General features: G+C 48.9%; 17 protein-coding genes. 4 read left to right on the forward strand and 13 right to left on the reverse strand.

Features of this window, described 5'->3' with window-relative positions:
• The first annotated feature begins 56 nt into the window (after positions 1–56).
• Positions 57–1,766 (forward strand): FAD-dependent oxidoreductase, encoded by a 1,710-nt coding sequence (locus AC2YIT_RS10350; RefSeq protein ID WP_487279119.1) that lies wholly within the window; start codon positions 57–59, stop codon positions 1,764–1,766.
• 152 nt (positions 1,767–1,918) lie between these two features.
• On the opposite strand, the gene AC2YIT_RS10355 is transcribed toward AC2YIT_RS10350, so the two are convergent.
• From AC2YIT_RS10355 to AC2YIT_RS10365, 3 genes are all read right to left on the reverse strand, one after another.
• Entirely contained in the window at positions 1,919–3,310 is a 1,392-nt protein-coding gene (locus tag AC2YIT_RS10355) for a hypothetical protein (protein WP_487279120.1), read from the reverse strand.
• 1 nt (position 3,311) lies between these two features.
• Positions 3,312–4,532: a hypothetical protein gene (locus AC2YIT_RS10360; RefSeq protein WP_487279121.1), complete on the reverse strand. Its 1,221-nt coding sequence runs from the start codon at positions 4,530–4,532 to the stop codon at positions 3,312–3,314.
• A gap of 191 nt (positions 4,533–4,723) precedes the next feature.
• Positions 4,724–5,155, reverse strand: a complete 432-nt coding sequence (locus AC2YIT_RS10365) for a helix-turn-helix domain-containing protein (RefSeq protein ID WP_487279122.1) — start codon at positions 5,153–5,155, stop codon at positions 4,724–4,726.
• Positions 5,156–5,332: 177 nt separating this feature from the next.
• Here AC2YIT_RS10365 and AC2YIT_RS10370 point away from each other — a divergent pair, with 177 nt between their 5' ends.
• Positions 5,333–5,596: a hypothetical protein gene (locus AC2YIT_RS10370; protein WP_487279123.1), complete on the forward strand. Its 264-nt coding sequence runs from the start codon at positions 5,333–5,335 to the stop codon at positions 5,594–5,596.
• A 99-nt stretch (positions 5,597–5,695) separates the two neighbouring features.
• Complete coding sequence (locus tag AC2YIT_RS10375; RefSeq protein ID WP_487279124.1) at positions 5,696–7,858, forward strand: 2'-5' RNA ligase family protein; 2,163 nt, start codon at positions 5,696–5,698, stop codon at positions 7,856–7,858.
• A 123-nt stretch (positions 7,859–7,981) separates the two neighbouring features.
• Here AC2YIT_RS10375 and AC2YIT_RS10380 read toward each other — a convergent pair whose 3' ends face one another.
• The 10 genes from AC2YIT_RS10380 to AC2YIT_RS10425 form a co-directional block, all read right to left on the reverse strand.
• Complete coding sequence (locus AC2YIT_RS10380; protein WP_430844458.1) at positions 7,982–9,370, reverse strand: putative oxidoreductase C-terminal domain-containing protein; 1,389 nt, start codon at positions 9,368–9,370, stop codon at positions 7,982–7,984.
• 46 nt (positions 9,371–9,416) lie between these two features.
• Entirely contained in the window at positions 9,417–10,193 is a 777-nt protein-coding gene (locus AC2YIT_RS10385; protein WP_487279125.1) for a glucosamine-6-phosphate deaminase, read from the reverse strand.
• A 13-nt stretch (positions 10,194–10,206) separates the two neighbouring features.
• A complete protein-coding gene (nagA, locus tag AC2YIT_RS10390; RefSeq protein WP_487279126.1) occupies positions 10,207–11,397 on the reverse strand; it encodes an N-acetylglucosamine-6-phosphate deacetylase in 1,191 nt (396 codons plus the stop codon).
• A 200-nt stretch (positions 11,398–11,597) separates the two neighbouring features.
• Positions 11,598–12,920 carry a sugar MFS transporter gene (locus AC2YIT_RS10395; protein ID WP_487279127.1) on the reverse strand — a complete coding sequence of 441 codons (1,323 nt, stop codon included), beginning with the start codon at positions 12,918–12,920 and terminating at the stop codon, positions 11,598–11,600.
• A 192-nt stretch (positions 12,921–13,112) separates the two neighbouring features.
• Complete coding sequence (locus AC2YIT_RS10400) at positions 13,113–14,480, reverse strand: Gfo/Idh/MocA family protein (RefSeq protein ID WP_487279128.1); 1,368 nt, start codon at positions 14,478–14,480, stop codon at positions 13,113–13,115.
• A gap of 24 nt (positions 14,481–14,504) precedes the next feature.
• Positions 14,505–15,827: a hypothetical protein gene (locus AC2YIT_RS10405; protein ID WP_487279129.1), complete on the reverse strand. Its 1,323-nt coding sequence runs from the start codon at positions 15,825–15,827 to the stop codon at positions 14,505–14,507.
• Positions 15,828–15,852: 25 nt separating this feature from the next.
• Positions 15,853–17,220, reverse strand: a complete 1,368-nt coding sequence (locus tag AC2YIT_RS10410; RefSeq protein ID WP_487279130.1) for a neutral/alkaline non-lysosomal ceramidase N-terminal domain-containing protein — start codon at positions 17,218–17,220, stop codon at positions 15,853–15,855.
• Positions 17,217–18,608 carry a DegT/DnrJ/EryC1/StrS family aminotransferase gene (locus AC2YIT_RS10415; protein WP_487279131.1) on the reverse strand — a complete coding sequence of 464 codons (1,392 nt, stop codon included), beginning with the start codon at positions 18,606–18,608 and terminating at the stop codon, positions 17,217–17,219. Before AC2YIT_RS10415 ends, AC2YIT_RS10410 begins: the two co-directional genes overlap by 4 nt.
• Positions 18,609–18,640: 32 nt before the next feature.
• Complete coding sequence (locus AC2YIT_RS10420) at positions 18,641–19,660, reverse strand: Gfo/Idh/MocA family protein (protein ID WP_487279132.1); 1,020 nt, start codon at positions 19,658–19,660, stop codon at positions 18,641–18,643.
• A gap of 371 nt (positions 19,661–20,031) precedes the next feature.
• Positions 20,032–21,090: a LacI family DNA-binding transcriptional regulator gene (locus tag AC2YIT_RS10425; RefSeq protein ID WP_487279133.1), complete on the reverse strand. Its 1,059-nt coding sequence runs from the start codon at positions 21,088–21,090 to the stop codon at positions 20,032–20,034.
• Positions 21,091–21,275: 185 nt separating this feature from the next.
• Here AC2YIT_RS10425 and AC2YIT_RS10430 point away from each other — a divergent pair, with 185 nt between their 5' ends.
• A complete protein-coding gene (locus AC2YIT_RS10430; protein WP_430844472.1) occupies positions 21,276–22,484 on the forward strand; it encodes a sterol desaturase family protein in 1,209 nt (402 codons plus the stop codon).
• Positions 22,485–22,638 lie beyond the last annotated feature (154 nt).

Here is a 22,638-nt window from a genome sequence, read left to right on the forward strand (position 1 = left end):
GATGAAACCTCACAGTGAGCGTTCTTTTTATTACTTACCTAAATACCTTAAACCTTATGAAACGCCGTAATTTTCTGGGAAGTGTCACATTGGGCAGCAGCTTGCTGGCCGGAACTTCCGAAAATCGCGAAACCGGAAATGCAGCTTCCGGCAAAGAAACTCCTGCAAAAGCCACATTGAATGCCGACCTCGTGATCGCGGGTGGCGGCCTGGGCGGATGCGCCGCCGCATTGGCCGCATTGCGCAATGGCCTGTCGGTAATCCTCACCGAAGAAACCGACTGGATCGGCGGCCAGCTCTCGCAGCAGGGTGTACCGCCCGACGAGCACCAATGGATCGAAACACACGGCGCCACGAAGGCTTACCGCGATTTCCGCACCGCCGTGCGCGAATATTACCAGAAAAACTACCCGCTCACCGCCGAGGCCCGGAGCCGCAAAAACCTCAATCCCGGCGACGGCTCCGTATCCAAGCTCTGCCACGAACCGCGTGTAGCCGTAGCCGTGCTCACCGACATGCTGAACCCGTACCTAAGCACCGGCAAGCTCACATTGCTTTTGGAACATAAAATCGTGGCCGCCGACATAAAAGGCAACAAAGTACAAGCCCTCACCGCGCAGAATCGCCGCAACAAAGCCCAGGTAACCCTCACCGCGCCCTATTTTGCGGACGCTACCGAGCTCGGCGACCTGCTGCCCATGACCGGCACCGAGTTCGTCACCGGCGCCGAATCCAAAGCCGAAACCGGCGAATTCCACGCCCCCGAAAAAGCCGACCCGAACAATGTGCAGGCATTCACCGTCTGCTTCGCGATCGACTACCGACCGGGCGAAAACCACGTGATCGAAAAGCCGCGGGAATACGATTTCTGGAAGAACTACGTGCCCAAAATGGCCAAACCCTGGTCGGGCAGGCTGCTGGACCTTTCCTATTCCAACCCCAAAACCCTCGAACCGAAGCAACTCGGCTTCCACCCGGAGGGCATCCCGACTGGCAATAACCTCAACCTCTGGCTCTACCGCCGCATTATCAATAAGGCCAACTTCGCCCCCGGCACCTACGCCGGCGACATTACCATCGTAAACTGGCCGCAAAACGATTACACCCTCGGCAACCTCATCGGCGCCAGCGAAAAAGACTTCGACAAGCATTTCGAACGCGGCAAGCAGCTCAGCCTCTCGCTCCTCTACTGGCTCCAAACCGAGGCCCCACGCCCTGACGGCGGCAAAGGCTGGCCCGGCATCCGCCTCCGCAAAGACATCATGGGCACCGAAGACGGCCTCGCCAAATACCCCTACGTCCGCGAGTCGCGGCGCATTAAGGCCCTATTTACCATTAAGGAAGAGCACGTCGGCGCCGAGCAGCGCGCTGCTGTCACCGGGCAATCTGCGGGCGTGAAAGCGGCTGCCTTTGAAGATAGCGTTGGGATTGGTTATTACCATATTGACTTGCATCCCAGCACCGGCGGGGATAATTACATTGATTTCGGGTCATTGCCGTTTCAGATTCCGTTGGGCGCGCTGCTGCCGGTGCGGATGGAGAATATTTTGCCTGCTAATAAGAATATTGGCACTACGCATATTACGAATGGATGTTACAGGCTGCATCCGGTGGAGTGGAGTATTGGGGAGGCTGTGGGGTTGTTGGTGGGGTATGCTTCTTCGAAGAATGTGCTTCCGCGGGGGGTTAGGGAGGATAAGGGGTTGTTGGAGGGGTTTCAGGGGTTTGTGCGTGGGGAGGGGGTTGAGTTGGAGTGGGGAGGATAAATCTTTTCGAAGCAAGGCAACCTAATAATAAGTATTTAACCGGCGATGCTTAACCAAAATCGTTAAAGTCTCATTTGAAGGAGATGAAGGTTTACGAAACACGAAGCTAAGTTTATTACCATTTATCAACCCATTGTGTTAATTTCATTCCGCTAACCTTCCTCCCAAAGATTAAGTTCTGACTTGTCATACCAAACAATATTGTTTTGGACGGTGATAAGATGAAAAACAATTTCTTCAATGGTCGGTATTAAAAAACTTTCAAGCAGGACTTTCGCAGTATCTGCCATATGTGGGTGACTTAATAAATTTTCATGCGTTAAGTGGAATTCTGTCTCTCTGTTATGAACGATGGTATTTCTAAAATAATAAACCAACTTCGAGAAGAAATCAGTGATGTTGTCATTATTGATGCTTGCGTGACTTAATAGATCCCCTTTCCTTGTAGTTATACCGAGTTTTGAAATAAGAAAATCGATGTTAATATCATTGGCAAAATAATTAGGAACAAGAGCTGCCCATTTCGCTAAGATTTCGGCTTTGAATGTCGTTGCTGCGCTGTGATTTAGAGAGAAAATATCATTTATAAGACGTTTTAACATATTCGGCTCTGAATCATTTATTTTGTCATACATTCTTTTAAAATCCCGAATAGAAAAGACTTCTCCGTTCGCTTCCCTTTCCAATGTCACAAGCGGAGACTTATACATGAAGTTTTCCAGAATATGGTATATCCGTAAATACTTGTCCAAGATGTCCCGTTGGTTATTATATTCACTTATTATGTTAATCGAATCATTGAATTGTTGGTAGCTGAGGCCTAAGTCTATCGTTGACAGTGTAGTGAATCGAGGTTTCTGTGTATAATCATAGCCATAATGGACAGATTCGCCGGCCTTTACGATATGTAGACAAATAGTTGCCCATACCATTGTGTTTTTTACGGCATGTGTAGAATTTACAAGTATATACTTTTTTGAGGTGAGTGGGTTTCCATTTTGGCCAACTTTTGCTGCTAAATAAAATAGAATGTCAATTCCGTCTGCGATTTCATCTAAGTAAGTTGTGAATTCCGTTGCATTGGTTAGATCAAATAGGAATAAGGATTTTTTATAATCTGAGACGTCGTATGCGAGGAAATTATGCTTATTTATATCCTTAGGTAGGTCAATTATAGAGAATTCATTATCGTCGACCTCTTCTTCAAGATTTATTAAACTTTCGGATAGTTCGTTTGCTAGCTTTTGAACGATTCCAATTAATATATATATTTCATTTATTCGGTTTTCTGGATAGTCAGCAAACTTTGCGGTAAAATCGTCTAGGTAAAGTTTTAATGATGTGAAATCAGTGTGAAATCCGAGACTTGCCTTAGATTCCATCATCTTTTCTATTTCTTCGATAATCTTTTCGCTAAGATCGACCAAATCATTTTGAATCTCTTCATCTTTTGAATCGTGATAGGTATCAAACAATGGCCCACGATATGTAATTTGATCTAATAGAAACAACAGGTTGTCGTATATAATATCTATTTTTCTCATTCTATTGTCCCGCAAAGAAGTTAGTCCAGTTTATCGATTTTGAACTGTCGTCTAATAATGTAAATATTCCATTGTATACGGCATTCTTGTTAGCCGTCCCAATATTTATTTTTCCAATATCTAGACTATTACGAATTTTTTCAAATTCCTTTAAATTTAAGTATTCAACATGTTCAATGATAACATTTTTGAAAATTTCAAGGACATCGAGATATGTGATAGTTTTGATTTCCTTAAATTTCCCTAATGCTGCAAAAATACCTACAAGAGAGATCTCCCGTCCCAGCCATCGAGTCCCAAGAGGTCCGAAGTGCTTTTTGAGATTATCATCAAACAAAAGTAGATTACGAATTAACTGTTCAAGAAATTCGTAGTTGAATATTTCGGCAAAATCATCTATATTAAATTCCTCGGATTGAGCTTTGTGAATCAAATTTATGTTTGCAGTAACCGGCTTTCCTTCTTTTAGGGATAGTATTGCTGTGATAAGATGAGAAAAGTGAAATTGTCCCAGCTCCCGACTTTTGTTAAAAAATGTCGAATTGGCTTCTTTTTCTCTTATTAATTGAAACCTGTTAAGGCCAGCTTTTTCGAAAATAGGGATAAGATTCAGAAATAAAATTTCTAATTGATGCTGTGTCTTAACTGGTTTGTGACCCGCATTTAGAATCAGCATTTTATTGACTTCATCCCGAGGGCTAAGGCCTGACCAAATCTCAAACCATTGAATCTTTTTGAATTTTTCGCTGGGTTTTTTATTCCCTTGTTGATAAAATCGAATTACCGACTCTAAGATTTTAGCACTTGAATTGATACTATTAAGTTGTGCAGAATACTTTCGTGACAATTGAAGTCGCTTCATGGATAGAATATCCTCAGAGATATCTACTTCATTTTCGAAAAGCTGAATTGTATCCCAAATTAATTTTAGTCGAAATGTTCTTTGGAGCCCATCTAATATTTTAAATTTCCGTAAATTAATGCTTGTTGAATCTATGTGGAGATCGCCATCGTCTGCCACCAGTACAATGGGAGGTATGTGCCTTTGCTGTAAGACAGTGTCAATTAGACCGTCCAAGTATGTGTTGGATACAATCTCTCTCTGAACTTCATACTCTTTATAACTTTCAGGAAGTGATGTTACGAAATCAACTAACAGTATCTTGACTAAGTAACATCTACTGTTGCCCTCTTGAAACTTGTCTAAAATAGTTCCATTCATTTTTTTCGATTTTTAGATTGCAATGTGGAAACATTATGTTTCATGGAGATGCGATTTGAAATGGGTGGAGTTCTCTTCGTTTCTAACTGCCAAGGTTTACGGGCGCCAAAAAGTTTTGGTTTGACTTTATACTTTCAAAGAGATATTGCGGTCGTTTCTAATGGGACTTAACAAATATTGTAGCGGCTATCTTATTGAGACTGCTTGGCAATCAATCTCTCCAACCGCCCCATCATCTCATCCTTCTCCTTCAACATCCGCTCGTAAAGAGCCATCTTTTCATCGTGAAGTTTCCTGATCTCCTCGACGGGATTGAAATTAAAAGTCGCCGTATGGCCTGTGCTGACAAATGCATTGTCATTGAATGTATTAGAAATCACATTCACCGCCTTTTCCTCGTCAAAATTCCGAATCGCTTCCACGGGTATTTTCAGTATCGCTGCTACTTGTTCCAAAATGTCGGAATCGATCTTTTCGCGCTGTTCGAGCGTGGAGATTCTTTGCTGGTTCCAATCGCTGCCGAGCTCGAAGGCGAGCATGTCCTGTTTGATTCCGAGCATTTCGCGGAACCGTTTCACGTTGCGGCCTTCGTGGATCTTCGGGTTGGAGGTAGTATGTGTCATACGGGGGCTATTTCGTTGAAAAGGCAATTTATATAAATCCATCGGGAAGTGATCCGGTAATTTACAGGTATTTCGGCGTAAGTTACGGGGCCCGCGGGTTGGGTACGGGTTGCAGGAATGCGTGCTTTACGGAAAACGTAAATGCACGGTTTGTCCCACACTTCTTACACCCACAAAATGAACACAGAAACACACCCTATCGAATGCACGGATACGATGTTGCTGGCCTATGGCCGCGAGGTAGGCAAGCTCCTGAGCAGCAGCAGCGCCGAATGCTGGCGCGACGAACTCTGGACGATTTTCACCGGCTACATCATCTCCCTCAAAGAACAAGGCCCCGCGCCGGACCTTTGCGATACTTACTTTTCGTTTAGGGAGCTGATTGCGTTTTTCGAGAATGTGGAGCGGATTGGGAGAGGGGAGGAGCTTTTATCTGGCTGAAAAATAATCGTTTTTCACAAATAAAGCCGTTTTATAATCATTTTTCATAAAAATTAATTATTTTTCACAAATTTCCATGGAATCGAAAGCCAGAAAGTTATGTTGGAAAATAATCGTATTTCAGAAGAATGGTCTGAAAATAATCATTTTTCACAGTTTGTAACTGTTTTTCATGGAAGACAGGCGCCGGAAAGAGCACTACTCGTAGGCTACGGTGCCATTATAGAACGGCTTGCGCTCAAAATGCCCTTGCCAGACAAGTTATCGTTGATTGGCACCCGCTACAAACAGCTATCGGACGAGCACTGGAATGTACTAACAGCAAGATACACCCCACCAGATAGCCTTTACGGTCATTTGGTCTTCGCTTTGAAATATGAAGGGGTCAACTTGCTATTTTTCAAAAAGTTATTCGAGCGCATTGGGAAGAGTGAAGCCGAGGCGTTGGTGAGCTTTGAACGTACGGGCCAGTACAGCCGACGAATATGGTTCTTGTACGAATGGCTGATGGACGAGCCGCTCGATATCCCGGATTTGAAGGAAGGGAATTACGTGCCGTTGCTGGAAGGGGATTTACAGTTTGCATTGGAGAAGTCTGTCAACGTGCCCCGGCAGCGTATCCGCAATAATTTGCCGGGAACGAGGCAGTTTTGCCCGCTGATATTTAAGTCGGAAAAACTCAAAAACTTTATTGGAGAATCGCTTGAAAAGCATTCTTACGCGACTTTAAAAAACGTTCACAAGGATATTCTGGCCAGGACATCGGCATTTCTGCTGTTGAAGGACTCGAAGGCATCGTTTTCGATCGAGGGCGAGAATCCATCGCCAAGCCGGGCTATGCTGTGGGGTAAGGCGATCGGGCAGGCCGGTGACAAGCCACTTACTTCGGAGGAACTACTGCGTTTGCAGCAGATAGTGATCGGCGATTCCCGTCGGATACAGCTAGGCTTTCGGACAGAGGGCGGTTTCATCGGCGAGCACGACAGGTCAACCGGAACCCCAATGCCCGATCATATTTCGGCGCGGTGGGAAGATCTGGATGAATTAATGAAGGGGCTTCTTGAAGCTGCGCAGTTGATGGAGGCAAGAGGTTTTCATCCTGTTTTGATTGCCGCGTCGATCGCATTTGGTTTCGTTTTCATTCACCCGTTTGTGGATGGCAATGGCCGGCTTCACCGGTACATTATCCATCATTTGCTTGCTCAAACCAAGTTCAGCCCGGAGCAGATGATATTTCCGGTTTCGGCGGCTATTCTGGAAAAAATAGGCGACTACCGGTCAGTTTTGGAGCATTACTCTCATTCCGTTCTTCCGTTTATCGACTGGGAGCCGACTGCCGATCACAATGTGAAAGTTAAAAATGAAACGGCCGATTACTACCGCTATTTCGATGCCACCAGGCAGGCCGAGTTTCTCTTCGAGTGCGTTGCGCATACGATCTACTGCACGATTCCGGACGAAATAAAATACCTCGAGCGATACGACGCATTCAAAAACTGGCTGGACGACCATATTCCGATGCCGGATAAGATGGTGTCGTTACTAGTGGTTTTTTTATCCCAAAATGCTGGAAGGCTGTCACGCCGGGCATTGGATAAGGAATTTGCTGATTTGGAACATGAAGAGGTGCAATTGATTGAAAGTAAATACAGAGATATTTTTCAAATGGACGAACCGGTGAGATATTCGATTGCCATCAGGCCGCCGAAGGAAATAATCGACAAAGTGAAAGGCATGAAAAGTGAGCTGAGAGCTGAGGTTAAAGGTTTTTTCAATAGTGTGAACTCAGAAGCCCATATCTCGCTATTCGAATTTCATGCCTATGAAAGAGATTATCCACTGCTGTTGAAGATGTTTAGGAGTATAGTCGAGGGATTGCATCCGTTTGAAATTGAATTCAACGGCTTCAACCATTTTCCGACGAACGGCGCATTTTACGTTGAGCCAACCCCTGCGTCGTCAAGGGCAATTATTGAGCGATGCAATCAATTTAAGCAGAATACAAATTCGAAACTTTTAAAGGATTACACGGAAGGCTGGACGGAGTTATTTGGCAAACCGCATATGTCGATTGGCAGACGACTTTCTCCGGAATGGATTGAGATAGCCTATTCACTCTTCCAAAAATATGACGCCAAATTCTGGTGTGATTCAATTAGTGTGAGGAGATTCAATGGAGACCGCAGACAGTTTGATGTAATCGACACATTACCAATGCTAGGAAAAGGCTCTTCTTCGCCTGTTCAACTAGGGTTATTTTGATAAAAAGCCGATCTAGAGTTCACGATCTGAAGACAAAAAAAGGGACGAGCAGCCTAAAACCGCTCGTCCCCGAAAATCTATTACCGTCGTCTTAAGACGACGGCTAAAGACTAGTTTTTGCCTTCACTTATTCCCACCCTTCGCCTGCTTCAAAGCCGAAGTCGTCAGCCAATACTTAGCAATCATATTCGGCACTTCCCATTCCGGCAGCTTGCCTGCTTTGAGATAGCCCATATAAGCATTGGCCACCTGCGCGAAGTGCGACTCGTGACCCGTGTCGTACTTAGCAGGAATCACAACTTCCCAACCCGCAGCAATCTTTTTCAACTCCACGCCGGGAAACTTGTCCTGCACGGTCTTGAATGCAGCTGCCACCGCATCTTCGTAAGCCTTGCTCTTATCGGTAGTTTCGATGTAAAGTACCGGCTTGTACTTCTGCTCCTTGCCCTGGCGCACGATCAGGTTGGCTTTCGAGCCTTTCATGATCGAGTAATGCGTGTCGCCGGTGCCTTCGGGGGCCTGGAAGTTCCAGATCACGGATACTTTCGCGTGTACGCCTTTCAGGGTGTAGTTCAGTTCGCCATTGGAATATACATTCAGCAAAGTGTCCTTAATATCCTTTTTGAGGAAGTCTGGATAAGTTTCGCTTTTGGTGACGAGCTTGAACTGCGAGGGCGTGAGCTGGGTAGCGGTGCGCTTGGTCGAGAGGAGTTGGATGTCCTTTTGATAATCGAGGGATACATTCGGGAAGCAGCTCCATTGCACGAGGTCCACGAGGTGGGTAGTCACGTCTACCATGCCTTCGCCTTGCTGGTTTACGTCGAAGAACCAGGTAGGGCGTACGAGCGGCTCGCCGGAGATGTATTTGAAGAAGTGGTGCACACTTTCTTTGGATACCGCGGGGTTCTCGGGCGTGCCTTTTTGCAGTTCGCCGAAGATCTCGGGCAGCAATGCGAGTTCGCGTTGCAGGGTGTTGGTGATCTCGTAACGCTCGGTCATGATGTCGTAGAGCAACACCTTGTTTTTGTCGGCGCTCGCGAATGCTTCTTTCAGCTTGTCGAAGCCCGCCGCGTCGATTGCCATCGGTTTGTCGGCGAGGACGTTCAGGCCTGCGTCGACAGATTTTTTGATGAAATCGGTCTTTTTCTGGTTGTTACCGGCTAGTACCACTACGTTACCTTTCTTTTCGGAAAGCATTTTTTCAAGGAAATCGGGACCGGTGTAAACCTCCTCTTTCCAATGCGTCGGGTTCTCAGCGCGAGTGTTGTACTTCTCCACCTTGTCGAGGTAAGCCTTCACATCCGGGCCCTCGGACGCGTACACGTGCACGACCGAATCCACATCGTCGTACATCGATTTCTGAACCAGCGCGGCATGGAAGTGGCCGGGCTCCACCACGATCAGGCTCAGCGGCTTCTTCTCCTCACTCTTTGCTTCCTCTTTCTTCGAATTACATCCCTGATTGAATACCATTGCGCTCAATAAAGCGATTGTCAAGAGTTCTTTTCTCATTTGAATGGGTTGAGGTAATACATTGCAAGATAGCTCCGGTGCGGAACTACGCCTGCGAGTATGACGAAATTTCTTTGAGCTTCCCTGAACTCGCCTGGTCGATGAACAAGATCGCGTGCGGATGCTTGCGGAGGATGGTCGACGGGTAGGCTTCCTGGATGTCCTCGGCCACGGTGTGGTAGATGGCTTGCGCCTTTTTCTCGCCGGGCACGATGCAGAAGGCATATTTGGCCTTCATGAGGGTCGGAATGGTGAGGGTCAATGCGGTTTGCGGCACTTCGCCGAACGTGTCGAAGCATTCGTCGTTCACCTGCTGCTGGCGGCAGGCGTCGTCGAGTTCTACAATTTTTACTTCCAGTGGATCATCGAAAAACGCCACATGCGGGTCGTTGAATGCCAGATGCCCATTCTCGCCGATGCCGAGGCACACAATGTCGATCGGGTTCTCGCGGAGCAGCTTTGCATAGCGGTCGCATTCCTGCTGTGGATCGGTAGCGTTACCGTCGAGATAGGAAACCGAATGTACTGGCACATGATCGAACAGCCGTACTTTCAGGAAATACCCGAAATTCTGCGGCGCATCGGCTGCTATACCGATGTATTCGTCCATATGAAATGCATTGACTTTCTCCCATTGAATGCCCGGCTCGTCTTTCAAAATCGCCAGAAACTCGTTCTGCGAAGGCGCCGAGGCGAAGATGATATTTACAAATTCTTGAGTATTCTGAATCTCCCGGATCTTGTCCGCCACAGCTTTGGCCGCAGCTTCGCCCATTTGCTGGCGGGTCTCGGAGATGTTGATTTCCAGTTGGTCGACTTTCATTTTTTGTGGTAGGTTAAGATTGGGGTATCGCGTTTAGGTATATGGTTTTTCCTTTGATAATCGTCCTTTGAATGCGGACGTCGGCATCGAAAATGACGATGTCGGCGTCTTTGCCCGCTACTAATGTGCCCTTGCGATCGTGTACGCCCATAATGCGTGCGGGCGTTGCGCTGGCCATGCGCACGGCGTCGAGCAGCGACACGTCGGCCATATTCACCATGGTGCGCACGAGGCGGTCGGCCGTGGAGACGCTTCCGGCAAAGGAGGTACGGTCCGGTAGCTTCGCCACGCCATCCTCGACGATCACTTTCAACCCGTTTTTGAGCGAGCCAAGCGTGCTTTCGCCCTCTGGCATTCCGGCGGCGCGCATGGCGTCGGTGATCAATGCAATGCGGTCGGGACCTTTGATTTTATAAATCAGTTTCAACAACGGCGCAGGCAAATGCACGCCATCGGCGATGATTTCCACATCCATATCGAGCAAAAAGGCGCTCTCGATCGTGCCCGCATACCGGAATGCATTCCTGCGCGTCACGCCCGACATGGCCGAGTACAGGTGCGTCGCGAGCGTGTAGCCATTCTCATAGGCTTCCAGCACGTCTTCGTAAATAGCATCCGTATGCGCCACCGCGGCCAGAATGCCTTTTTGTTTTAATCTTTTCCCAAAATCAATCGCCCCCGGCAGCTCCGGCGCGGCGCTCCAACGGGTAATGGAATTGGAGTATGCCAAAATCGCTTCATACTCGGCAGGATCGGGATTGCGGATGTACCGAGGGTCCTGCGCGCCCCGCTGGCTCAATGCGAAATAGGGGCCTTCCAAATGCATTCCTAGAAACTGTGCGCCATTCAAGTTCGCCGCATTCGCCTTCTCATAGCAATCCAGGGTTTCGAGCAAGTCTTCTTTTTCGGCAGTTAATGTGGTGGGAACCATCGCGGTGGTGCCATATTGCGCGTGTGTCTCGGCTATTTTTAAAAACGCCTCCGTGCTGCCGTCCATGAAATCATGCCCGCCACCACCGTGAATATGCAGGTCGATGAAGCCAGGAGCGACATAATGTCCCCCGGCGTCGATCACCTCCGCACCTGGAAAATCCACATCCCCCGTTTCAATCCCCACAATTATCCCATTTTCAACCAAAAGCGTCCCGTTACGGATGTAGCGGTAGGGGGTGATAATGGTTCCGTTTATGATTTTTAATTTCATTCGTATTCTACAAATCTTTCGGTGCGCTGCACCTATACATACTGCCGTGCACTGCGTCTACAAGTCTTTCGGTGCTCTGCACCTTAACGTCAAGGTGCAGAGCACCGAAAGATTTGTAGATGGTTGATAGTCAATAATTGGTAGTTAGGTGCAGCGCACCGTAATAAAATTAATGGCGGGCATTTTTGGTGGTCCCGTTTTTAAAAGCCCCATTTGCGCAATTTGTGCCCTTTTACTGCATAAAAAACCAGATACAAATAACACGGGAGCAGCACCCAATATGCCTCCCTAACATTCACCACATCGGCGAAATGCCCATAAAAAAGTGGCATAATGGCATTCCCGCAAAGCCCCATGATCATTACCGACGCACCGAGTTTGGTAAACCTCCCCAGATCATCCAGCGCAAGCGGCCAGATGCCTGCCCAAACAAGCGAATTGGCAAGCCCGAGTAGCACCACGAACCAGATAGAAATATCGGTCGTATGCCCAAGGAAGGTCACTTGCCCGTGGGTGAAGATGATGAGTAATGTAAAAATGGTCCCCAGCAATGTGCAGATCCGCAGCGCATTTACCTGGCTGATGAATTTCGGGATTACCGTAATACCAATCAAATACCCGCAAATGGTGCAGAAAAGCGTATAAGAAGGGAATACTTTCGCTTCCAAAAGGTCAATACCCATGGAATTGGCATAACCAATAATGGTATCAATCGCGATTACTTGCGTGCCCACGTGCAGGAAGATTGCCAGTGCGCCCAGGATTAGGTGGGGGAAGTCGAAAATGCTTTTCTTACCTGCATTGGCTGAGGCTATTTCCTGGCTTTCATGCTCGGTATCGATTTCGGGCAATGGGGATTTGAATACCAGATAACCTAATGCAAAAAGGAATGTGCCGAGGCCAATGTAGGGATTGATTACCCGACGGATCAGTTCATCCAGTGCCGCACTGCGCTCGCTGTCGCTCATGGTGCCGAGCTGCGCGAAAAGGTCGGTATCGGTAGGCTTCAATATCACGGCCGCAAAGACGATCGGCGAGAGAATGCCGGCGGCTTTGTTGCAAATACCCATCATACTGATCCGCTGCGCAGCGCGTTCCTTGGCACCGAGGATGGTAATGTAAGGATTGGCGGCCGTTTGGAGGATCGCAAGGCCGATTCCGATCGTGAAAAGACCTATCAGGAATATCTCGTAAGTCCGCGACATCGCCGCTGGTACGAAAATGAATGCGCCCAAGGCCATCGCCCAGAAACCGATCATCATGCCCTTTTTGAAACCCACAGCCTTCAACAAATACGACGAAGGCACCGACATCACGAAGTAGGCAATGTAAAATGCAAATGCGACGAGGTACGCCTGAAAGCTCGTCAGTTCACAGGCGATTTTGAAATAGGGGATCAAAATCGAATTGACCCACGACACAAAACCGAAAATAAAGAACATCAGGCCGATCAGGAAGATCGAGATCGTCGTTTCCCGCTTCGTCAGGTTTTCTACTTTGATGGCAATCGCTTCGCTTTTCATTGAGCTTTTTGGGTTTGGCTAAGACCCAGGGTTGAAACCCTGGGTTAGGAAATAGGTTTGCCTTGGCTGGTATTTTCCGCGGGTTAAGCCAACGGTACTTGATCTTCTAGTCTTTTTCCGTCGGCTAAAGTCGACGGTAATTAATTTATTTCCGTCGACTTGAGTCGACGGGGAGGCCGGTAATTGTTCCATTTAAACCGTCGGTTCCCAGCCTTTTTGATACTCCCGTTTCCAGAATTTCTCTGCCGCTTTGCTGCCTTTGATATGCCCGTTGCTTGGATCGATATTCAACGTCTCGCCGGAGCGAATCGCAATATTTCCCAACTGCGCCAACAACGTGCTTTGATGCCCGCCCACAATCTCAGCTGCCAGCGGAGTACCTTTCTTGATACCGTCAAAGAAATTCTGAATGTGAAATGCATCGAGGCTTTGCGACGGGTTCATCTTATTACGAGGGTCGATCACGAGGTCGTTTTTTACCTCCTTTACCAGCTTGTTGTCCAGGTCGTAAATCTTGTAATTATTCCCCTCTCCGATTTGCAACGAGCCTTTTTCACCATAAAACACCACACCCACAGAGCTGCCTTCGATCGTGCGGCCATTGCAGCTGCGACCTTCCCAGGTCATACCGGTATTGTTCGCGAATTCGAGGTTGATCACCTGCGTATCGGGCGTTTCCCAATCGTCTTTATACCGGAAGCGGCCGCCTGAGGAGGTAACGCGTGTCGGGAAATCCACTTGCAGGCCCCAGCGCATGAGGTCGAGCATGTGGGTGCCATTGTTGAGTGCCTCGCCGGTGCCCCAATTCCAGAACCAATGCCAGTTGTAATGCACGACGTTGTCCTTGAATGCCCGGCGCGGCGCGGGGCCTTGCCATAGTTCGTAATCCAGCCAGGAAGGGACGGCCGTTTCTTTACCTATTCCAATGGAAGCGCGGTTGTTGGTATACCAGCCTTTGGCAAAATACGCCCGGCCGATTACGCCGTCATGCACCTCTTTAATACCCGCCGCCACATTCGGCCAGGAGCGGCGCTGGTTGCCCATTTGAATCACGTTCTTGTATTTTTTCGCTACCGCCACGAGGAGCTCCCCTTCATGTGGGTTATGGCTGCAAGGTTTTTCGAGATACACATGCTTACCTGCTTTGGAAGCCAGAATAGCCGCCGGTGCATGCCAGTGATCCGGTGCGGCCACTACGAGCGCATCCATATCCTTGTTTTCAAGCGCCTTGCGGAAGTCGGGGATATTGGCGGGTTTAGACTTTTGAGTATCATTTACAATACCGATGCATTTCTCGGCAGCACGGGTATCGACGTCGGAAATGGACACCACTTCGCAGTTCGGCTGCAATGCATAGTTGGTCGCCAATGCGAGCCCGCGGCTGTTCACGCCCATCATGCCCACGCGTACCTTTTCATTCGCGCCGATGATTTTGGCATAGCTTTTCGGACTGAAACCGGGTAATACCCCGCCGAAAGTGAGTAATGCGCTTCCGGCCAGTGATTTTTTAATAAAGTCACGACGGTCGTTATCGCGACTATTTGAGTTAAGATTTTCCATTGAGAAAAAAAGTTAATATCTGGTTTAGTATTGAAACGGATTCGGAATCCTGACGAGATCCTGGATAATCTTGCCCTCATGCTCGAAGCGGGCCAGTGTGTAAACAGTACCGTCGGCGCCCACGGCGATGGAGTTCACATAGGTAGGCCGCTCGCCGTCTTCGTAAAAGATCGCCCCGTGGTCTTTATATGTATGGGTAGGTAAATGATAGGTAATTAAATGCAGATTTTCCAATCCGCGCGCCGCACCTTTGGCGATTTGGTCTTCGCCTTTGATGCGTTTGCCGTCCTGATAAATCGGTCCGCCGGTGAGGTAATAGATTGTTTCACCATCGGGGCCGAGCTGAAAACCGAGATAGCCGTAACTGAACTGATCGAACATCCCGCTTTTGCGTGAAGGTTCGGAGGTAATGCGCTCCACCAGTTCAATTTTTTCCGTGCGAGGATCAAAACGGAAGAGGTAACCCGAGTTGCCATGCACGCCGTAAGCTACCTGCTCTTTGGGATGCCAGAATATCTTCCGCCAGTTGTAGCACATGCTGCCGGGGAGCGTCGGGTCGTATTTGCCGAAATAATCCAGACGGAGGTCCACGTTCTCGAGTTTATGCAGGATCTGGGTTTCAGGATTGTAGGTCAAAATATCCCCGTCGGCGGTTGAGAAATAAACATCGCCCAGCTCTGCATCTACAAACAGCGACCGGCAAAGCGAACGGAAATCGGCGCCAGGCGTGCCCGCTTCGCCTTTGTGCGAAATGGGGCCGAGGTTTTTCAGTACTTTTTGCTCAGTATCATAATGGATAAAATTGCCGTAAGGCCAGGTAATGCCATACAGATGTCCCCGGTCGCGGTCCATGGTCATGGATACCATTCCTTCGCCGTTCGGAACCGTGGCGAGGTCTTCAAATGCGCCGGTTTGCAGGTCATAGGAAAGAAAATGCCCGCCCGGATATAATGCGTAACCTTCGGGCGCTTGTTGGGGTAGCCGATCCATACCATCTATGAGCTGGTAGTAACCTACGTGCGTGGAGAAATAGAGCTTCCCATTTCTTTCGTAAAAACGTACGTGGCTTTTGCCCTGTGGAATAGCTTTCAAGTCCTTTTCACCACAAATTTCAGTCAGGTCTCCGAGGTGGGTAATGCTTTCGCTGGCCGGGTCGCAGACAAACATCTGCCCACCGATTTCATGGTTATCCGATGACAGCAGGTAGTAAATCTTCCCGTCGCTGGCAGTCGAGAGCGCATTGTACGTGTCGTGCGCGCGCGAGAAACCGGAGTAATAATGTTTGGCGATCAATGGTTTCGGGTCGGTCAGCGGCTCGAAGGCTATGGAATAATCGATACTGTTCACGGGTAGAGGTACACTTTGGTAAACACTAATTTTTAATAACCTTCGATTCCGGTTTGACGACACCGGCTTGTTTTGCCAGTTGCACCATTCCATTCAAAATCTCAATTTCGACGTCCGATGCCCAGGTGGCAGGAAGGCCGTACACAATGGCCGCCACCTCGCCCTCGTACCCGCCCTCGCGCAGGATGGTTGTGCTGGGAATGTAGGTCATTACATCATTGGAATAGCCCATCACGAACGTGTCCTGGCCGAATATTTTCTTCAAATTAATCGCATAATCCACTACGAGTTCACCGCCAAGTGTCATTATGGACTGGTCGCCGAGTTTCCATACCTGTAATGGAAAAGGGTAGGAAGTCTGGAACGGTTTCTTCTCGTCGATCTGTGCGATCATCCGTTTAGCCCATCTTTGCTGGAAACCGGTTGCCTTTTCGGCCATAGTCGATAGCTGCTCCCGGGTGGGGGCGGTGGTTAATGCCAGCGTTACCTCACTATAGGCCGTCGAAAGCTGCGGTGCCAATGGCTTCATTTCTTCACTCAAAACCCGCTCCACAGCCGCTGCGAGCGTTTTGCCATATTGAATCGCGAGCGGTACAGTGTGCCGCGGCAACGGATTCTGGTCCGCTCCCGCACCCTGGAAAAACAATGCGGTGGCGCCGGGGTACAGCTTTTCCAGCTCGATCTGTGCCCAGCCGGGGTAGTCGCCCGACCATTGGTAACCATCCAGCACAGTAGGATGGCAGGCATACCCGAATGCAATGGCGATGATTTTACCTTTCGCATCCTTTACTTTCAGCACCGGCACGGCCGGATCGCCAGGGCCGGTGATTTCGGTCAACCTTTCCAAGGTGGCCGCATCGTTGTTCCGGCGGTTCACCTGGAAGCGCGTCACGCCATTGCGGGTTTCGATCGTGGCGGGTTGCAATGCTTTCAATGCATCTCCGATCAGGGTTACGATCTGCCCGATGAGTTTGGCCGAGTATTGATCTATCTTCTTTTGGTCATTTTCATTGATAGGATAAATATCCGACAGCGCGGTCCCGAGCACCGGCCCGGAATGCGTGTGCGAACTGTTGAGGATAATCTGCGCTTTGGTGAGTTTATAGCGGTCGTTGATTTTCGCCCTGATCTCGTCGGACATTGCCTTTGGGAAACCCAGCAGATCCGTAGTGATGAGCACCGCCTGCTTACCATTCGCATCCTGAATAGCCAAAGCTTTTGCCCAAATATCGTGCAGCTTGCCCTCGGACGCGTGCGTGCGCGCCGCGAAGCCGGCCATCCACATGGGCTCAGTCGGCGTAATCGCAACCCTGGCTACGCCCGCTTTCCACCCCTGCGCTGCGGCGGGGAGAAAGGGCCATAGAAGTAGAGACAATGCGACGACTATCCTCATTTTTGTCCGAGTGTTTTGATCTTATCGACATTGTGGTGAATCTTTTCGATGGCCGAAGCGATCGCTTTCATGTCATCCTTCGTGCCAAGCAGCATATTTTGGGTAAACCAAACGGCCTCCTCATTGCAAACCTTGTCGTTGACCGGACATTTGTTCTGCTCATTGTATTTGTTGATATCCAGCATTTCCTTCGGATACATTCTTCGATAGTTCACCGAATCAAACGTGTCTTTCAGATATGGTTGAGTATTTAAAGTGGCATATCCGCTCGAACACGGAACACCTTCTGCTTTCAGCGCTTTGAGAAAAGCTTCCCGCGGAAGTCCCTTGAAACCATCCTTTTGATAACGGAAAGGGAACAGGTGAAATGCGCCCCGGGTGACTTTGTCGTACAATTTATAAGGTACAATGCCCGGAATATCCTTGATCAGCGATTTCAGGTAAGCGGCGTTTTCGTTGCGTGTGGTGGTTTGCGCATCAAGGCGTTTCATCTGAGCAATACCTATCGCCGCCTGGTATTCCGAAAAACGAAGCTTGGTACCCTGTATGACGCTTCCGGTACTCACCGCGCCGACAGCGGTTCCGTAGGGGTTCCCGAAATTGGTATAGGAGAAACAAAGGTCGATGAAATGGTCGTTATTGCTTACAATCGCCCCGCCCTCGCCGATAGGCAGGTTCTTGGAATTTTGAAAGCTGAAACAACCTGCGTCGCCAATGGTACCGACTTTCTTTTGCTCATATTCGGCTAAATGTGCCTGGCAGGCGTCCTCGATCACGAGTAGTTTATGCTTTTTGGAGATCGCCATAATGCGGTCCATATCCACGGGCAGGCCGAGGATGTGCACGGCCATGATAGCCTTGGTACGGGATGTGATTTTGGCTTCAATCTTCGCCGGGTCGATCTGGAATGTTTCGGCGTCGATGTCCACGAAAACCGGCATTGCGCCATTGGAAAGGATCGAAGAGACCGACGCAATAAATGTGTAAGGCGGTACCAGCACCTCGTCGCCAGCCCCGATACCCAACTGATGAATAGCGGTTACCAGCGCATTGGTGCCATTTACGACAGCCAGGCATCTTTTAACACCCAAAGCCGCCGCCCATTCCTTCTCAAACTGCGTTACCACATTTGCCCGCGACCAAATCCCGCTCCTGACCACTTCCAGGAGCTGTTTTTCGTCCGTAGCAGGGTTCCATTGCGGCCATACCGGCCACTTATCCTCCGCCCAGGCCGACGGCCCTCCCAATATCGCCGGCACCTGCGCCGACTTCGAGCCCATGACCGGCAGGGCGGATACGGATGAGGAAGCGAGGGCCACACCCAGCCCCGCCAGTGAATTCTGTTTAAGAAACGTTCTTCGCGACAATCGGGAGCTGAATGCTTTCATGAGACAATGGATTAAGGGTTGATTTTGGGAGCTTATTTCTTACTGGCTTTGGCGAGCACGCTTTCCAGCGTCACGCTCTTGCCGCCCTGGCGTTTGCTTTCATCGGCGGCCTCCATGAAGGTGAATATTTCAATGGTTTCTTCGGGTGTCACTGGTACCTCGCCGGTTTTGAAATACCTGATAATATCGACCAGAAGTGGCTCGTAACCGCCGTACGGGCCTAAAACTTTGTTGCCATCCTCGGTGAAGACAGTGCCGCCGTAATCGTGCTTGCCCGTGCGCGTGCCGCGGAACGTACCCGTGCGGCCGTCGCCCCAAATGCCTACTACGATGTCCGTATTAGGCGTGCTCACGCGTGTTACGCTCTTGCAGCCGGTGCCCATGACGGTGTAAAGCGTCTCTACACCATGGATACCGTACCAAAAGAAGTCCGGGTGTGTTTTTTCCAGAACGGCCGGGCTATACGTATCCGCGCCCAGTACCTTTTTCTTATCGATGCTCTCGATACCTTTAATGTAGCGTAGCGATGATGCCGTAAAAATGGGAATATTATACTTTTTAGATGCCTCGTAAATTTTCAAAGTGTCCGACAACGAAGCGGCGACAGGCTTGTCGATAAACATTTTTTTACCTGCCTTGAAAACTTCCAGCGCCTGTTCCAAATGCAGACGGCCGTCATTGGTTTCAAGCAATATGACATCCGTTTTGCCGAGCAACTCCTTGATCGAACCGACGATCTCGACGCCCATTTTCTTCACTTCTTCGATGTAACCGGGAATGCGTTTTAAACTCGATTCGATGTCCTTACTGCCGTAAGGATAAGCGGCCACCACTTTATAGCCATCATAAACCGCATTAGGCTGTTCGGCATTCAGCGCTTTCGCGAATGCGATGGCGTGCGAGGTGTCGAGCCCGATAATTCCGACTCGCTTACCATCAGCGGCGCTGGCCCATGCAGGCCGCGCCAATGCAGGTAATGGATTCATTAAGCCCAGACCGATACCGGCAGTTGCCGATTGAAAAATAAACTTTCGTCTGTTAAGCGAATGCATAAAACAAAGGGAAAAGAGTTCAGGAATAGCCAGCCCGTTTTGAATTTCGGGTACGTACCCGTAAATATACACACATATTTTAATTTACAAGTAATCGGCGATATTGTTTACAGGAAATTTTGTTCGGATGCTAATTCTGGTCATTAAATGTTGCTGTTGGGTGTCAATGCAACATTTATTGTGCCGAGGACGCTGGTGCAAATCTGAAGATTTCTACCCACGGTTTGCAGGCCTCCGGCCGGTCGGGCATGCAATATCGTTTTTGCTGTACGAGACCGCTGAAATGCTATATCTTTTTCGCGGTATTGACCGGCCGGAGGCCTGCGAATAGTCCGTGCGAAGGTCCACCTTCGCACGGACTATTCGCACCATTAGTTCTGATAAAATGCCTGATTCTCCTTCGTTACAATATCGATCGGCATGAAATGCGTCTTTTCCACCGGCGCGCCGAGCACGAGCGTCTGGTAAAGCGCCATGAGGCCCCGGTAACCTTGCTCTTCGGGTTTGTTGCAGATGAGGAAATCGATGAGCTCCTTGTTCAGGTAGTCGATGTTTTCTTTTAAATAGTCATAACCAATCAGCGAAATGTCGGAACGCTTGTTCTTTTCCAGGAATGCGGCGACGGAGAAAACGCGGGAATTGGTCACGAAAATGGCTTCAATGTCGTCATGCTCATGCAATGCGCGCGTGAGGTCACGGGTGACGGACAGGCTGTCGGTATCCTTAATATCGATCCGGACGATCTCGATGGGCAGGTTGCGGTCCTTGAAATAGCTGCGGAAACCCTCTTCGATTTGCAGATAATTATAGCTATCGGTCTCCTTGGAAATATTCACCACAGCTACTTTGTGCTTTTCTTTCAGTCGGTAAGTCGAAAGTTTAGCGCCTACATAGCCGCTCTGGAACAAATGCGGGCCGATGTAACAAAGGTTATCCTCGTCGGGCACGTCGGAGTCGATGAACACAAACGGCACTTTTTTCTCCCGGCACGCACGGACGAACTTTCGGGATTCCTCAATGAACGATGGGGCCAGTAATACGCCCTTGAAATGACCGTCGAGAATAGCTGCGGCCTGTTCGTTGAATGTCGCGGGATCGTTCAGGTCGAAGTAAAACGTGGTAACCTGCACGCCGTACTTTTTGATTTCGGAATCAGCGCGGGAAATGCCTTTCATGGGCGCTTCCCAGAAATCGGTTTCCTCCGAAACGCGCGGAATGAGCACGGCCAGCGAAATGATTTTCTTCGAAGCGAGGCGGCTGGCGAGGATATTTGGCTGGTAATCCAGCTCCTTGATGATGTCGTTGATCTTCCTCTTGGTCTTTTCCGAAACGCCGGAGCGGTTGTGCAATACGCGGTCGACCGTCGCGATGGAGACGTTGGCACGGCGGGCGATTTCTTTCACGCCGTAGTAGGTATTTTCTTTTTCCATCCGGAAAAGGGAGGTTTGGTATCAGTGGTTAGTCCCGCAAGCTGATATACCTGCGCTGTAAAATCACGAATAAAAGGGTTTTAGATTTTATTTAATGGTTTTCCCTCAAATTTTTGGCAAATACAATCCCGCATTTAATATTTGTATATATAATCTATTAATTAAATATAGTAAAAGAATCGGTTATGGCGCTGAACTACATGGCATTGGCCGTTCCATTGTTCCTCTTGCTGATTGGGCTAGAATACTGGGTTTCAAAGCGCCTGGGACGGCAATTGTTCAATTTCAACAGCTCTATCGCCAATATGAATGTGGGGGTGGCCGAGCGGCTGATCGATATGTTTACGGCCGGATCGTTCTTCTTTTTTTACGACTATCTCCAAAAAAATTACGGGCTGTTCGAGATCCGGCCGACGCTACTGGTGTGGATCGCATTGCTGCTCGCGACCGACTTTATATGGTATTGGTACCATCGTGCCGGACATAAAATCAACCTCTTCTGGGGATTTCATGTGGTGCACCATACGAGCGAAGAATTCAACTACACAGCCGGAACGCGCATCACGATCTTCCAGGCGGCGGTAAGGACGGCTTTCTGGTCGGTGTTGCCGCTGATCGGCTTCCCGGCCCCGATGATCACGACGATGCTCATCGTGCACGGTCTCTATCCGTTTTTCACGCATACGCAGGTGATCGGTAAGCTGGGCATTCTCGAATATATATTGGTAACGCCTTCGCACCACCGTGTGCATCATGCGAGCAACGAGGCTTACCTCGACAAGAATTTCGGGGATATGTTTATCATCTGGGACAAGCTTTTCGGCACATTCGCCGAGGAAAGGGAGCAGCCCGTTTTCGGTCTTACCAAGCAGCTCGACAGTTACAGTTTCCTCTGGCAGCATTTCCATTTCCTGGTGGAGATCTGGTACTCGGCGCAGCAGCAAAAGGGCATTCGGGCAAAACTGAAAGTTATTTTCGGCAGTCCCGAGGACTTCGACCCGGCCGTGCGACGGATCGTGGAAAGACGGTTTTTATCCAAAAACAAAGTGCGGGTACGCTCGCAGAAGTTCCGGCGGTACGTGCTGGTACAATTTACGGTGACGGCCATCACGCTGTTCTTCCTGCTCCTTTTCGAGCATCAGGAAGAAACATTCCTGCAAGTAATGGTCGCGCTGGTGATATTTGTGACGCTCATCAACTGCGGTGCCATCCTCGAACAGCGTCGTTGGGTATTCTACCTCGAGTTCGCGCGCGGTGCATTGATTTTTGTCACAGCCTACCATTATTTCCCGCATCCCACGCTGTTGTTCTTAATTTGGGCAGTACTTATCGGAGGTGTGCTATACTTTTCAACGCTTCAAAAGCAATATCTGCACACGATCTACGGCAGATGATAGACCTTTATTTGGATTTTTTATACGAAAAATATAAGTATATGTTAAAACTGGGTTTATTTGTTAAGAATAACTAAACTCCGGTTGCTTGTTGAAATTTCTGTATTTTACTTTGCCTATCAATTTAATAGGATTTATAGTTTATTGACCACCC

The organism is Dyadobacter sp. SRI_021 (genome assembly GCF_057586235.1).

What these genes read in the sequence shown, in the direction of transcription:
- AC2YIT_RS10350 (WP_487279119.1), top strand. Translation starts at nt 57, where the DNA reads ATGAAACGCCGTAATTTTCTGGGAAGTGTCACATTGGGCAGCAGCTTG.
- AC2YIT_RS10355 (WP_487279120.1), bottom strand. Translation starts at nt 3,310, where the DNA reads ATGAGAAAAATAGATATTATATACGACAACCTGTTGTTTCTATTAGAT.
- AC2YIT_RS10360 (WP_487279121.1), bottom strand. Translation starts at nt 4,532, where the DNA reads ATGAATGGAACTATTTTAGACAAGTTTCAAGAGGGCAACAGTAGATGT.
- AC2YIT_RS10365 (WP_487279122.1), bottom strand. Translation starts at nt 5,155, where the DNA reads ATGACACATACTACCTCCAACCCGAAGATCCACGAAGGCCGCAACGTG.
- AC2YIT_RS10370 (WP_487279123.1), top strand. Translation starts at nt 5,333, where the DNA reads ATGAACACAGAAACACACCCTATCGAATGCACGGATACGATGTTGCTG.
- AC2YIT_RS10375 (WP_487279124.1), top strand. Translation starts at nt 5,696, where the DNA reads ATGTTGGAAAATAATCGTATTTCAGAAGAATGGTCTGAAAATAATCAT.
- AC2YIT_RS10380 (WP_430844458.1), bottom strand. Translation starts at nt 9,370, where the DNA reads ATGAGAAAAGAACTCTTGACAATCGCTTTATTGAGCGCAATGGTATTC.
- AC2YIT_RS10385 (WP_487279125.1), bottom strand. Translation starts at nt 10,193, where the DNA reads ATGAAAGTCGACCAACTGGAAATCAACATCTCCGAGACCCGCCAGCAA.
- nagA (WP_487279126.1), bottom strand. Translation starts at nt 11,397, where the DNA reads ATGAAATTAAAAATCATAAACGGAACCATTATCACCCCCTACCGCTAC.
- AC2YIT_RS10395 (WP_487279127.1), bottom strand. Translation starts at nt 12,920, where the DNA reads ATGAAAAGCGAAGCGATTGCCATCAAAGTAGAAAACCTGACGAAGCGG.
- AC2YIT_RS10400 (WP_487279128.1), bottom strand. Translation starts at nt 14,480, where the DNA reads ATGGAAAATCTTAACTCAAATAGTCGCGATAACGACCGTCGTGACTTT.
- AC2YIT_RS10410 (WP_487279130.1), bottom strand. Translation starts at nt 17,220, where the DNA reads ATGAGGATAGTCGTCGCATTGTCTCTACTTCTATGGCCCTTTCTCCCC.
- AC2YIT_RS10415 (WP_487279131.1), bottom strand. Translation starts at nt 18,608, where the DNA reads ATGAAAGCATTCAGCTCCCGATTGTCGCGAAGAACGTTTCTTAAACAG.
- AC2YIT_RS10420 (WP_487279132.1), bottom strand. Translation starts at nt 19,660, where the DNA reads ATGCATTCGCTTAACAGACGAAAGTTTATTTTTCAATCGGCAACTGCC.
- AC2YIT_RS10425 (WP_487279133.1), bottom strand. Translation starts at nt 21,090, where the DNA reads ATGGAAAAAGAAAATACCTACTACGGCGTGAAAGAAATCGCCCGCCGT.
- AC2YIT_RS10430 (WP_430844472.1), top strand. Translation starts at nt 21,276, where the DNA reads ATGGCGCTGAACTACATGGCATTGGCCGTTCCATTGTTCCTCTTGCTG.